General features: G+C 55.0%; 4 protein-coding genes and 1 pseudogene. 1 reads left to right on the plus strand and 4 read right to left on the minus strand.

Annotation, left to right across the window (positions count from 1 at the left end; translation table 11 throughout):
• The first annotated feature begins 38 nt into the window (after positions 1 to 38).
• The gene (locus tag PK28_RS07530) at positions 39 to 647 is read left to right on the plus strand and encodes a TlpA family protein disulfide reductase (protein WP_044516547.1); all 609 of its coding nucleotides are present in this window, start codon (positions 39 to 41) and stop codon (positions 645 to 647) included.
• Positions 648 to 1,350: 703 nt separating this feature from the next.
• On the opposite strand, the gene PK28_RS07535 is transcribed toward PK28_RS07530, so the two are convergent.
• From PK28_RS07535 to PK28_RS07545, 4 genes and pseudogenes are all read right to left on the minus strand, one after another.
• Positions 1,351 to 4,578: a putative Ig domain-containing protein gene (locus PK28_RS07535; protein WP_044513000.1), complete on the minus strand. Its 3,228-nt coding sequence runs from the start codon at positions 4,576 to 4,578 to the stop codon at positions 1,351 to 1,353.
• Complete coding sequence (locus PK28_RS20900) at positions 4,578 to 6,731, minus strand: cadherin domain-containing protein (RefSeq protein ID WP_052430539.1); 2,154 nt, start codon at positions 6,729 to 6,731, stop codon at positions 4,578 to 4,580. The genes PK28_RS07535 and PK28_RS20900 overlap by 1 nt, the downstream gene beginning before the upstream one ends.
• 126 nt (positions 6,732 to 6,857) lie before the next feature.
• Positions 6,858 to 11,606: pseudogene (locus PK28_RS20905) on the minus strand (N,N-dimethylformamidase beta subunit family domain-containing protein); the annotation flags it as partial.
• An 860-nt stretch (positions 11,607 to 12,466) separates the two neighbouring features.
• Positions 12,467 to 14,896, minus strand: coding sequence for a TonB-dependent receptor domain-containing protein (locus PK28_RS07545; protein WP_044513002.1), 2,430 nt, complete (start codon positions 14,894 to 14,896; stop codon positions 12,467 to 12,469).
• Position 14,897 lies beyond the last annotated feature (1 nt).

Raw genomic sequence — 14,897 nt, forward strand, 5'->3', positions numbered from 1 at the left:
TTCATTTGTTTGTTGTTGCGCTTTTAAATCCCCTGACCATGAATCGTAAAACCCTTCTCCAGTGGCTGCCACTGGTTTTATTTGCCCTCGTTCTGTTTACTCCTTTGCGCACGCCCGTGTTGGGCGGGCTGCAAAGCCTGCTGCTGGCCACCGGCCTGTGGAAAGCGGATGCGCCGACGGCTGCCACGGCCCCGGCTGCCGCGCCCATTATGCCGACGGGCGGCGCCGCGTACCCGCACAACCTGCCCTTGACTACGCTCGATGGGAAAACCGTCAACCTGAGCGACCTGAAGGGCAAGGTGGTGTTCGTGAACCTGTGGGCCAGCTGGTGCCCGCCCTGCGTGGCGGAGATGCCCGGCATTCATGCCCTCTACAAAAAACTGGACCCCAGGAAGGTGGCCTTCGTGATGATTTCCCTGGATGAGAACCCGGCCAAGGCCCAGGCCATGCTCAAGCGCCACGGCTTTACCTTCCCGGTGTATTTCCCCACGGGCCCGCTGGCCGCGCCCTTCGACTCACCATCTATTCCTTCTACGGTGATTCTGGACCCCAACGGGCAGGTAGCGGCCCGCCACGATGGCATGGCTGAATACGACACGCCGGAGTTTAAAGCCGCCTTGGAGAAGCTGGCTATATCTGCTCGATAATGCCATATCGGGGCTGTTTTGAGCTCCGCTTCAGCTAAAAAGAAAGCCCGCCTCTATGCTGAAGCGGGCTTTCTTTTTGGCTAAGGGTATCGTTATATAATCATCTTTTATAGGTTTGGCTGCTGATTATACTCCGGAATATTTCAATCAAAAATCTGTGCAATTGCCCGCCTTAGTGCTCTAAATCATAAGGGGAGAGAGTCGTCGGATATAGGGAGGCCTGTTGTATATCACATCGAGTAAATGCTGAGTAGAAGCGGCTGGAAGTACCGGGCTTTTCTGGCGGTTGCCAGCATAGCCGGGGCAACTACCTGGTAGCTGCAGTCATAAGGCAGCCGTTACTTTCAGCAACGCACTTCCTGCTGACCAGGCGCTGACGCAACTGCACCTGCCAGCCAGGGAGGTAGCTTGCTTGGCGGCGTTCCGGGAGCGGGATGAAGTATGACACAATTAAGCCAGGGAGCGGCTGACACGCTGGATTGTGCTTCCATTACCAACGGCCAGCCATTTTAGGTGCTGTGTCCGTAGCCTCTGTAGCCATTGTATGCGAACAGCTATGGGTCCACTAAAAAAAAGCTGCTTGCGCTATGCGGGCAGCTTTTGTCTTATAAGGGCCGAAAAGGCTGCGATTCACCAAAAAAAGCATCGACAGAAAACCAGCCTGTCACGCTGATTTTCTGTCGATGCTTTTGTTATCCCCGGGTTATTTCCGAACTGTAATGCGGGTGGTTTGCACCGCGGAACCCGTAACCAGGCGCACAATGTAGACGCCTTCTTCCAGGAGGCGGGCGTCTACTTCCACCGTAGTCAGCTGGCGGGCCTGGGCCGTGCCGCGGCCGAGGCTGCGTACTTTGCTTCCCTTCAGGTCATAGATATCCAGCGTGAAGCTTTCGTCTTTGGCCAGTGAGAAGCTAAGCTGTGCCTGGCCCTGAATAGGGTTAGGGAACACCTGCAGGGGCTGTAGCGCACTTTGCGAGGCGGCATCCGGGTCGCCAATCAGGCCCGTGGAGAGGCTGACAGTAGAAACTCCTTTGGTTACTCTAAACCGGTCTTTGCTGGTGGCTGCCCCTGTTTTGATAGTCACCGTAATCTGGCCGCTTTGCGCCCCGGGAGGAACCGTAGCCTTAATCTGACTGGCGGAAATCCATTCAGGTTTAATGCAGGGAGTTCCGTTGAAGGCAACCGATACCAAATCCTCCATCTGGCTACCCAGGTTACTACCCATAATGATTACCTGGGTACCCACCGGACCGGAGGTCGGCGAGAAGGAGGTAATAATAGGTGCAGTAGAAGGAGCGCCAACAATTACCTTAAACCGGTCTTTGCTGACCACCACCCCAAGCTCAGTTGTTACGGATATAGTGCCGCTGGTTGCTCCAGTGGGAACCTGTACCACTACCTCCGTGCTCGTGTTGGAGATGATACCTGCGCAAGGCGTACCATTAAAGGCTACTGCAGTAGCACCATCGAAGTTGCTGCCAAAAATGGTGACGGTAGTGCCCACCGGGCCGGATGCAGGAGAGAAACTGCTGATAATGGGCAGGGGAATGGTAGGGGCTGTTACCGTGAATTTATCAGCACTCTTAACCTTGCCATTAGGCGTGTTCACGGTAAGCTGACCGGTGCGGGCTCCCACAGGAACCGTGGCCAGAATAGTAGTGCTGCTTTGTACTACTACCCCGGTTGCCTCTACTCCATTAAAGAACTGCACCGAGGTGGCGCCCAGCAGGCTGGTTCCCGTAATGGTGACCTGCGTACCCACCGGACCGGAGGCCGGCGAGAAGGAGGAAATAGTAGGCGTAACCGTAAAGACCGACCTGCTGGTAGCCGTGCCGGATGGCGCCGCAACCGTAATAACCCCGGTAGTAGCATCGGCCGGTACCGTTGCTACCAACTGCGCATCACTGCTGATGGTGAAGCGGGCGTTGCTGCTATTAAAGAATACCGCCGTGGTTTTGGCCAGGCCGGTGCCCGCAATGGTAACTACCGTACCTACCGGCCCTGCAGTGGGCGTAAAGGAGGTAATGGTAGGTGGCAGGACAACATCTTCTACCGTCAGAGAAACCTGTTTAGAGTCAGTCATCTGGCCCACTGCCACGCTCACGGTGAAGGTATACTGCCCCGGTCCCTGCGTTGCGGTAGGCATCCAAGTAAATACGCCGCTGCTGGCATTTATGCTGGCTCCGGCCGGAGCATTCTGCAGGGAATACTCCGGCGCTTCTGAAGGAGAGCTTCCAATAGAGCTGGTTTCAGTACTGCTGACGGAGGCCGTAAAGCTGTAGGTTGTCAGTTCCGGAATGGTGGCCTCGGCTGGTACGCCCGTCAGCACAATGGGGGCTGCAACTTCCGTAACAGTGAGCGTGATTTCCTGCTCATCGGTTAAGCTGCCATCCGATACCTGCACCTGGAAAGTGTACGTGCCCGGTCCCTGCTCTTCGGTAGGTGTCCAGGCAAAGGCACCTGTAGTTGCATTTAGGGTAGCACCGGAAGGAGCACGGAGCAGGGCGAAGGTGAGAGCATCTTTTTCCGCATCAGTGGCCGCTGCCGTAAACGTATATTCCATCAACTCCGGTATGGTTGCATCTGCCAGCTGGTCTAATACGGGTGCCTCATTGACTTCTTCCACCACAATATGCACCACTGCTTCATCGTAGGCACCACCTGCGGTAAGCCGAACGGTGATGTCATAGGTGCCGGGACCCTGCGCCTCGGTGGGGGTCCAGGTAAAGAGGCCATTGCTGGCCCCAATACTGGCTCCGGTTGGCGCATTGAGCAGAGAGTAGGTGAGGGCGTCGCCGTCGCCATCGTAGCCCTGCGCCGTGAAGTTATAGGCCGCCAGCTCCGGAATGGTTACCGAGGCCGGCACTGCAGAAAGGACTGGCTCAGTGCCCACTTCTTCTACCGTCAGGGTAATCTCCTGTACATCGGTTAATTCCCCATCCGAAACCTGCACCGAGAAGGTATAGGAACCAGGTCCCTGGGCTTCGGTCGGGGTCCAGCTAAATACGCCGGCCTGCATGGTAGCACCCGCTGGGGCCCCGAGCAGGGAGAAAGTGAGCGGGCTATTCTCCGCGTCGGTAGCGCTGGCCGTGAAGGTGTATTCCGCCATTTCCGGTATGGTAGCATCTGCTATTTCGCTTAGTACCGGGGCGGCGTTTACTTCCTCCACCGTGAGCACCACGGTGGCCTCATCTGTGGAGCTGCCATCAGAAACCTGCACGGTAATGGTGTATTCACCCGGGCCCTGAGCTTCCGTAGGATTCCAGGCAAATAAGCCACTGCCGCTGATGGTGGCTCCGTCCGGCGCATTACGCAACGAGAAGGTTAATGCGTCGCCGTCGCCATCGTTGCCCACTGCCTGGAAGCTGTAGGTGGCCAGCTCCTTAATAGTGGCCGTTTCCGGCACGCCCGTGAGAACCGGCGCTGAGCTTACTTCTTCCACCAGCAGGCTCATGGCCTGCTCCGAGGTGAGTTTACCATCCGAGACGCGCACGGTAAAGCTGTACGTAGCGCCGCCCTGTTCTTCGGTTGGCGTCCAGGTGAACTCGCCCGTGCTTTCATTGATTATGGCTCCTGTAGGCGCCCAGGCCAGTGAGAAGGTGAGAGCATCGTTTTCAGGATCGGTGGCGGTGGCCTGGAACGTGTAGGCGGCCTGTTCCGGAATTTGGACGGCCGAGGTGGGCACGTTGGCCAACACGGGCGCTTCGTTTACCGGTGTCAGGGGTACGGAGATAGTAGCCGAGCTGCTTAGGGCAGGATTGCCATTATCGGTAGCCTGCACAGTTAGCACAAACGACTTGGTGGTTTCATAGTCCAGCACCGCGGCGTCGGCCACTTTCAGCACGTTCCCCTCCAGCTTAAATGCCCCGGCTTCATTGCCCGCCGTAATGCTGTAGCTCAGCTGCTGGCTGGCATCCGGGTCAGAAGCCACTATCGTACCCACGGAGGTTTCATTCGGGTGTTCTCATCCAGGGAGAAGCTCTGATCCGCTATAACAGGCGCTCCATTTACATCCGTCACGTTCACCGTTATAGTTGCCGATGCACTAAGGGCGGGGTTGCCGCTGTCGGTAGCCTGCACGGTCAGCGAGAAGGACGGAGTAGTGGCATAATCCAGCGCGGCGCTATTATTTACCTCCAGCGCATCGCCCACAATGATGAAGGCATTATTGGTGTTGCCACCCGTAATACTGTACGTCAGCAGCTGATTCGCATCGGGGTCCGTGGCCGAGAGGGTACCTACGGTAACGCCATTAGCCGTGCCTTCGGCTACGTTGAAGGTATTAGCCGTCATCACCGGTGCTTCGTTCGCATCGTTTACCGCAATGGTAAACGCTTTTTCAAAGGTGGGGCCACCAGCTTCACTGCTGGTGGCGCGCACCCGGATGGAGTAGGAGGCCTTGGACTCGAAATCAAACCCGGCTGCCGTCTGCAGGTCGCTGCCGGCTATCTGGAAAGAGGCGTTGCCCGAGTCGCCCTCCCCCGCCATCAGAGAGTAGGCGTAGGTCTGGGCCGCATTGGCCGAGGCCGTGCTGAAGCTGCCTACCACCGTGCCGGTGGGCTTATTCTCTTCCACGCTTTGGCTGCTGAGGCTGATATCCGTGGGAGCGGGACTGGTAACGGTGACCGTCAGTTCCTGCTCTCCGCTGGCAATACCATCCGAAACCATCACCTTAAATGTATGGCTGCCTACCTGCTCCAGCACGGGCGTCCAGCTGAATACCCCGGTTTCGGCGTCGATGACGGCCTTGTCCGGTACGGTGCCGGCCAGGCTAAAGCGCAGCGAACTGACGTCGGTATCGGCATCCGTAGCGGTAGCTGTGAAGCTCAGGGTAGCGAGGGCTGCTACCGACTGTGGCGCAATGGCTGCTAAGACCGGCGGCTGGTTGGCAGCCTGCACCGTGAGGGTGTAGGTGGCCTCTGCCGTGCAGTTGCCCTTGGTAGCTGTAATGGTGATAACAGCGCCCGTGGCTTCTGCGGTGGCCTTACCGCTCAGTAAACCGGTAGCGGGCTCCAGCGTGAGGCCGGCCGGCAAACCGCTGGCCACCAGATTGTAGGCTTCCGGGCTGGTGGTAATGGTCTGGCTGTAGAAAGCACCCACGGTAGCGTTGGGCAGGACCGCCCCGGCCGTTGGAGTAAATGCTACGTCGGCACAAGTGGCCTCGGCGCAATTAATGCCCATACGCTGCAGGGTAGGTGTAACCGCGGGATTCGAAGTGGCTAAATCGGCGCGGTACTGCAGGAAGCGGGAAGTGCCGCCTATAACCGTGCCGCTGCTGGCAATGGCCGTAAACGGGGTCCAGGTGCCATCCTCCGGATTGGTGGAATTCCCCTGCCGCTGGAACAGCTGCACCGTGGTGCCGGCGGGCGTATCGGCCGTCCAGGTGGCTTCCTGCCAGGTTTTGGCTGTGCTGCCATCGTAAATGCGGGAGGTAAAGCTGCCGGAGGATGCGTAAGGCGTAATGCGAATCCAATCCACACTGATGCCGGGGCTGGCCGCCATAACATCACTCACGCCCACGCGCATTGGAGTAGTAAGGGTGATGTTCTGAGTATGTGCCAACACCCCATCCACGTAGAAGTCAATGCTGGAGGCTTTCCAGTCAATGCGGTAAGTGTGCGCTGCGCCAATCAGGTTGCCCGGCAGGGCGGTAATCAGATCTTCTGTGCCGTTGTGGACCCGCGCCAATAAGCCGGTTGCCGAGGCGCCGTTCGCCCCGGTGCTGATCAGAATCCAGGGAACGGTATTAAACATCTCCGGCGCTTCATCCCCGCCAGCACCAAACCCTACGTGCTGATTATTGCCGGCATTGAACGTGGCCATGAACTCGACCGATGTGCCGGGCCCGAAGGTGGCGCTAGCGGGCTGAGTGACAAAGCGGGCCCCGTTGACGACTAGCTGCCCATCGGTGACGGCGCTGGAGCCCGGGCCATCGAAACCCCAGGAGAAACTCTGCCACTGGCTCGTGGGTGGTAAGGCCGAAAAGTCCTCGGCTACCTGGGGCTTGAGCGTCACCCCACTGGCTGTCACGGAGGTAGCTGCCCCCGCCGTGCCGGCACTGAAGCTGGCCAGCCCCTGATCCATAAAGCAGGCCGCAGCAGGTGTGGTAAAGCTTAAGGGAGCAGCCGGAGGATTAGGCAAAAGCATCGTATTGGATGCCCCATCCGTAGACCGGACCCGATAATAATAAGTAGTACCAGGAGCTAGCCCACTAATTGTAAGGCTATGGTTATTAACGAAGGCAGCATCTGATTTTGACTCGGTTAATTGATCTGGCGCGGTGCCATAATCAACCCGGGAATCCGAAGCCTCATTAGTATTCCACGTGATGATAGCACCTGGTGCCTGTTGAGTGACTGTTACCCCCGTAATTTGTGGTGGATCGGTATCCGAGCCGTAGGTAGCTATATAGTTGCCACTGTTGGCTGGGAAGAAGGCATACTGCATGCCTTTAACCATTTCAGAGGTATAAGTAACGGAGCTGCCATTTACTGTCAACCCAGTTAATTGCCCCCCTGCGGCATTAATGGGTAGCATGGCCCGCATATTCAGCGACCCTTCTGCCGTTGCAATACTAAAATTTAAGGAGTTGTTGCTCCAGGTCATCGCGCCGAAGGAGGAGTTATTCCGGCCATCCAGCCATGTCAACATCTGCCTAGCCGAGATTACCGGAACCTGTCTTTGTTTAGCCGCAGTAATAATGATATTTGACCCATTGGTGCTATTCTCTCCATTGATATCGGTGTGCATGTTAGCGGTAAACACCCCGTAAAATCCTTTGGAGCCTATGGCATTATCCAGCAGTGTATTAATGTGAGTAGAATAAGTGATTTCCGATTCATCCGTTAGCTGAGTAGCCGCCTGATATACGTCGATGAGATTCCCATTCAGATCTGCAAAACGCATGGGAATACCAGAGCCGGTGAACATGCCAGGCCGGTCCTTGACCCACGCGCCGGGCCAGTAGTAATAATTAGCATCCAAACGAATCCCATTCTCCAATTCTACGACAGGTTCAGTAGACCAATCGCTCCAAGAAATACTGTGAGTGCGGTTCGTAACCGGTGGGGTAATGCCCGGGAAATTGGCAGCTAAATCCGCTAATTGGGTACTAAAGAACCCTCTTAACGTTTCAGGCGTCCAAGTTTGGCTATTGGTATTCACGTGAAGCCCGATTTCGAAACCCTGCGCTTCATACGCCATGGCTTGGGCATTTGTAATCGGAGTATTAGGGTATATATAGGATGTACTCCGTATGGCTGTCCAATTAGCTACAGCTTCAGCCGTATTAGAAGTGCTCAAGGATATATATTGGTCAAATCTACCCTTTGTGCCGCCTACACCGTGGTCATCACCTGTCATGACTATAGCTGCCTTTAAACCTCGTGGCAGGTACCAAAAACGAGGTAAGGGTTTCTTGTGCATATTACCTTGCAGGATAATATTGGCCAGCAGGCGTTGCTGCTCATCTGCCTGAGGGATGGCTACTTTATCAAGATTCACCCAGTCAGGGAAAAACATATCATCTGAGCGAATAGGATCTGCCTGACCATCCCGTTTTTGCCCGGCCCAGGCAGGATTTCCCTGACGCGTATACACAATTGAGCGGGCCAAATCATAGGTAAAAGCAATTGCTTTTCCCCCATTTGTTCCAACATTTCTGCTGGTTACCGCTGGATTGCTGGTTGCGGTACTGGCACTGGAGTATAGGGTAGCTAGAGCAGTAGCTCCATTTAAGGCATACCCGTCAGCCGTTCCGTGGAACTGAATAGTTTCGTTAACTATACCAACACCGGGTCCACTACTCGTATTTACTAGCAGATATTGATCAGACAGAGCCCCGCCTGTGGGGGTAATACCTAGTAAAGGGGCTAGGGCGGGCGCTGGCTTGAAAGAGACCAAAGTACCGCCGGCATTCACCCAAGAGGTCAAAGAAGTGACATTGGCGTCTGTAACGGGCACTTCTCCCAGAATGATAACATCGTATGCGTCAAGTAATCCAGGATTCGCACTTATCTCTGAAATATCCTTCGCGGCAAACTCATTGAATCCCTCAGCACGCAAAATCTCTACTGCATACCTACTGAATGGATTGCTGGAGGCACTTATTACGAGGATGGGTCCACCGGGGCCATCATTAGGGTTAGCGACGGGTGGTGGTGAAGGGCGCGTGGTAAATGACCAAGTAGTGGTGGTAGCTAACCCATTGCCAGATAAATCCTTAATGCGAGGGTCAGTGCTGCCGCCTATTACTTCTACTGTGTAAGTAGTGGAATAAGCTAAAGCTGCTAACGGATTAAGGGTAGCAGTGCGGCTTGGAGCGTCATAGGTCAGAGTAGCCTGTAATGCCGTGTTCCCATCAAGCAGCCTGAAGGTCGCATTGGTTAAGGAAGAAGAGCTAATAGCTTCACTAAAGGTGACGGTGATATTATTATTAATATTAAAGTCTATCGAATTATTACTGGGCGTAATTGACGTGACCGTTGGAGGTATATCATCAGTGCCCAACGACGTATCAAATACCGCATCAACCCAATAATTACTAGTTTCAAAATTCGAACTGGGGAATGCGGGTGTAGACCCGTAATTGAATACTGCTTGAGGACCATCCTCGCCGTAAGCCAACCCCCTTAAGGGCCCATTAACTTTAGCAACATTAAAGTAGGGATTGGTAAACGAGTAAAAACCGCCACTACTATGGTAAGCAGTGATATAAGTAGTGTTGGCAGCAATTGCTACAGGGGCGGAAAAGGTAACTTCTTGCCACCCAGAAGCGGTTTCATTAGTAAAATTAGCTGTAGCCAGCAGAGCGCCGTCCCCACTATATAATTGTCCTATATGCGTACCGGTATTGCCAGTCTGCTTGTAGAACCGCACTCCAGTAATATAGCCATCAGTTTCGGCCCGAAATTTCATGCCTAGCAAAACGGGCCCCTGGCCTGCGCCACCACCAATAAGCTGTCCCGATGGGGCCTCTGATGACTGGAAGACCGTACATGGACAGGCCTGAGCGGTAGTTGTAACACTTCTGGTATCTACTGAGCTCAAATTACCAGAGTCATCGAAAGCCCGACACTGTATAGTAGCAGTGCCTTGAGTAGAAGGCGTCCAGGCAAAGCTCCAGCTAGTAGTGCCAGCCGCCAGGCGCCAGGTACCGCCGTTATCAGTGGAGACTTCCACCCCAGCCACAACCCCAGCCCCCGTATTGGCGTCCGATGCTGTGCCGGTTATGGTTACAGATTGTCCTCCTGGTAAACTAGCCCCGCTATTAGGCGAGGTGATGGTAAGGGTAGGAGCCTGAACATCGGTAGAAGCCGTTGCCGCTACCAGATCTGTTTGGCGGGAAGCTGGCTGCGTTCCCATATCAGCAAGCAGGTTAACAGTAGCTTGTTGCATGTCTGGGCTGGCAGGGTCATTGCCCCGGTCATGTTCACTATCCAGCCCCCAAGACCATTGTACCGTACCTGCGCCGAACACCAAAGCCCCGCTGCTGTGCTTATAGAGCGAAACATGGTGGGTCTTACCATTGAGTTCAGTCCGGGAAAGTATAATCCGGCCGGCGGGATAGGAGGCCCGATAGGTTTCGTTCTCCGGATTCCACTCGTATCCCACAGTATTAGGCGTGAAGGTCCGGCTCTGTCCGGCAGGAAGAGTGGCAACGCTGGTATTACGCCAAAAGCGTAAGTTTTTATAAGTGTCAGGGACTTGAAGGGCTGTATTGAAGCCTTCCCAGCTTATCTGCCCCGATAAGGCGTTTTCAGGGTCGCAAGCGCCAGAACCAGGAAACTCACATCCGCTCCGCCACAGGCCAGTCCATTCAGTACTAGGGTCACATTTTCCATTACATTGGTTTTCACCTGCGGTTCCTTCTTTATAGCAGACTAACGTGCGGTAATCGTCGGCAGAGGTGCCCAGGCCTTTTTCCCAGCGGGTTTTCCAGTATACTTCATTACCACTGAAGAAAGCTAAATGCTTGCCGGCATCGCGGGCTGCCGTTACGTTATCCCGCATGCCTTTCGACCAATATTCATCGTGGCCAACAGACATGAATACCTTGTGATTTAAAATCAGACTACCTCTCCGTTCGGTATCTATGTTGGTTGTATAGGTAACATTATAGCCGTTCTTTTCCAGAAATCGGAGCATAGGATATTCTGCATTGAATAACCAGTCCTCATTCTCACCACCGCCACCACCGGAACGAGTGTAGAAGGGCCTATTATAGCTTACCTTAGATGCCTTGAGTCCTGCAACGCCCGTATAGAGGCTCCTGCCATTGTCGTTGTCGCCGTACACATTATAGGCCTGCCAGGTGGCATCAGAAGTCTGAAATAGCAGATCAGAGGTGCTGGCATCATCCCGCACAATAAACACAATATGGCTAGCGCCGCCGTTATCTGTGCGGGCGAGCCTGGCAATATATATTCCGGAAACAGCGTCACTCGGAATCTGCCAGCTAGCCGACTCCGCCCAGTTGCCGCAGTCCAGCAGACCCGTGTTTGGGTCAGTAATGCAGAGTGGTTGGGTTTGAGCGGCAGATACCGCTACGGTGCCTTGCAGTCGCGCACCATTGCCCTGGTAATAGCCTAGCCGATAGATCTTTATGGTATAGCTGCTGGCATCGGTTTTTACCTTAAAATGGGCCAGCTCGCCTTTATTATAGCTGATATCGGTAGCAAAGCCCTGAATGGATAAATCACCCGCCCCCTGAATCTGCCATTCTGATGCGGGGTTGCCCGGCTTGCTGTTTTCGGTAACAATAGCATTGCTGGTTTGGGCCCAGGCAGACGAAATGGTAAAGCAGAAAATACTGATCAGGAGAGGTTGAAGCGGTAATGCGGTAAGAAGGCCGTTACGGGCGTTTCCATTGATTAACCGGGTAATAAATCGAATGAAAATGGAGAATCGAAAGGCATGAAATAGCCGACAACAAGTAGTTGTGTTTACAGATGTTTCCATGGGGCAATAGGTTTAGAAGTAGCAATAGATTTCTACCCCATTGTGCCATAGGCACAAGAGAATCCTAAGCCCCGGTTTAGCGGGGCACATGGGGCTGGTCAGGAAGTAGGGTAGAAGAGGTAGCCGGCTAGATAATCAGGCTACAGCGCATAGTAGACACACAGAAAACGTATACCTCCTATATGGATGCGTGCGGGTAAACTAGGAATGCAGGGGGCGTAGGTGTGTAGCGAATACTCAGGCAAGCCATACGTGCTGGTGTATGGACAGATAGGGACTTTTTATGTCCAACAATAGAGGCGAAGTGGGTAAACTGCTTTTAAAAGTAAGCGTGATAAACGGTAGTAGTAGGGCGTTAGTATGATTGTAAGTTACAAATAATAAGTATTGCTATATAGTTAATGACATGATTATATACATTTATTTTATAATAAATCTAATGTTGAGCTTATAATAATCCGTACAACGGAAGTTATGCCTTTCAGGGGCTGTACTATTGATTTATGACAGGTAGTATGATCTATAATCATTGATAGTCAAGTGATTACAGGAGGCAGTAGCTAGGTTTCTTCCTGGTTAGTAGTCCTTTTACTTGCTTCCGGGCATTTCTTCCTCATGTGGGCTTAGCGCCAGTAATTGCAGGTAGTTCACATGGCTAATTCTATGAGAATTTCCCGGCACCTACCTTGCCGCCTGCCGGGGCTCTGGCCCTCAAGTGGGCAGTATGCTTCCATCTCCATTGCCTGCCTCATTGCCATGCCAGGTATCAGCGCTGGCACCTGGCTAATAGTAAGGCAGTTGATGGGTAGCATGGCGGCCCTGGGAGTTAATCCAATACCACCTTGCCTCTGCTTAATTTGCTACTTGGGCAGGCGCACTTGCAGCGTCAGGTAGAAGCTGCGGCCATCGGCCGGGATAATGCCGGGGCCGGGGTAGGCAGTGGCGCGGCGCGTGAAGTAGCGGCGGTCAGTAAGGTTATTTATGCCGGTTTCCAGCGTGAGAAACTTGTAGCTGTAGCTGCCGGAAAGGTCCATAACCCAGTAGGCCGGAATGCGGCCGAATACGGCGGTGGGTTCCAGTAGGCTGTTGGTGGCGTCGCTGAACTGCCGGGAGGTGTAAGCGTACTGATAGGAGAGGCGCAGCTGGTTGCGCTTCAGGGCGGCGCCGGCTTTGGCAATCAGGCTGGGGGCCAGCTCCACTTTCTTGTTCCGGAACAGCTCGTTGTCAATCTGGTAGCGGGCGTCAACCAGCGTCACGTTGGAGAAGACGGAAAGGCCGGTGCGGTGCTCGGCGCCGTAGAGCAGGCGTAGCACATCTGCCTCCACAAACGTCTCCAGGCCGCGGTTGCGCGAGCGGCCAATGTTAGTGCGCAGCAGGTAGTTGGTGAACTGCACCGTGTCTTTGGCCGGCTGCAGACCAATGCGGTTGTCATACACCAGATTAAACAGACTTACATCGTAGCTGAACAGGCCAGCTGTGCCGCCGCGCATGCCCAGGTCGGCGCTGTAGCCTTTCTCGTCCTGCAGCTGCGGGTCAATGCGGATGTTGGAGTTCACCACGCGCATATCGTTGAAGTTGATGGCGCGGTAGTTCTGGGAGAAGTTGCCGTACACCTCCAGCTTTTCGCTGGGCTTGTAGCTGACGCCCAGGCCCAGCAGCGCCAGTCCGCGCGTGTTGGTGCGGTTTTCCGGGATGCGCTCCTGATATAAGATATTGCCGGCCAGGTCGCGGTTCACCACGTCGTAGCGGCCCTCAGCCTGGGTGCGTATCCACTCGTAGCGGATGCCCGGCGTTACGCTGAGCTTCTCGGAGAGGTTAAAGACGTTTTCGGCGAACAGCGACAGGTTGCGGCTGGGGTACTGAAATGCGGAAAGGCTGGGGTCGCCGTTGTTGGGGTAGTAGCGGAAGTCGGCATCAGCAGCGGCGGAGCCATTCCCTTGCTTTTGGTCCGTGAAGCCGTGGTAGTAGCGCACGCCCACCAGGGCCGTGGAGAAGGACTTAAGCAGGGAGTAGCGGTGCACCAGCCGGGTTTCGTTGCCGAAGTTGCGGAACTGGTCAATCAGCAATAGCCGCTCCTGCATGGGGTCGGGCCGGTTGATTTTCTCCAGGTAACCCAGGGCATCCCGCTCGGCAAACAGCCCGAAGTTGCGCACGTTCAGCTTGGTGTGCTCACCCAACTGGTAGTCGGCCGTAAGGGCCAGCAGGTTCCAGTTCACCCGAAACCAGTTACGCTCCCGCTTGGACTGGCGCGCATCGGCGGCAAAATCAGCATCGGTGAGGCCGCCGGGTTGCTGGGCCAGGTAATTCATGAAGGTATATTCCAGCCCCAGTTTCAAACGAGCCGAGGCGTCGTAGCGCAAGGCGCCGTAGGCCGTGTGCACGTTAAAGCCCGAGTTGGGGCGCCAGCCGTTGCCGCGCTTGTACTGGTAAAAGCTGTAGTAGTTCAGCTTGCCGGTAGTGCCGCCCAGGCTATTGAAGGTGTTAAACAGGCCAAAGGAGCCCACCGTTTGCCGGGAAGTTACTTCCAGCGGCTTGTCCTCGGGGCCGTGCTTCATCACAAAGTTGAGCATGCCGCCAAACTGAGTACCGTACTGCAAAGAAGCCGCGCCGCGCACTACTTCAATGCGGTCCAGGGCCTCCGTAGGCGGGGTGTAGTAGCTTTCCGGGTAGCCCAGGGCATCGGCCGAAATATCGTAGCCGTTCTGGCGGGTGTTAAAGTTGGCGGTGCGGTTGGGGCTGAGGCCGCGGCCGCCAATGCCCAACTGCAGGCCACCCCCGTCGCTCTCCCAAATGTTGAGGCCGGCTACTTTGGCAAATACCTGCCGACTGTTGTTGGTAGCCAGGTTGGCCGTAACGCCGGCCAGCTCTACCACTTCGGTTTTCTTGGCTTCGTAAATGGCGGCGCCTTCCACGGAGCCCAGCCGCCGGATGCCAAAGCTCTTGTCCCGCTCGCCCTCCACCTTTACCTCGGCGGTAGTTACGCGCAGCGGAGGCAGTGAAAAGTCCAGGGTAGCATTGTCAGTACCCAGGCTGACGGGCAGGGTAATGCTGGTTAGCTTGGCGGCGTAGGCCGTTAGTGCATAGCTGCCGGCGGGCAGCGCATCAAACTGATACTGACCCTGCGTGTTGGTGGTCACAATGCGGGAAGTACCCGTGAGCAATACCTCGGCCTGAGCTACCGCCTGACCCGTTTCCGCATTGGTAACCCGCCCAGTAATGGAAAAGGTTTGAGCGAAGCTGGCGGAAAGCAGGCTCTGGGCCAGGAAGAACAAAAGAAGAAAGCGGTACATA

The organism is Hymenobacter sp. DG25B (assembly GCF_000801315.1).
GTDB lineage: Bacteria > Bacteroidota > Bacteroidia > Cytophagales > Hymenobacteraceae > Hymenobacter.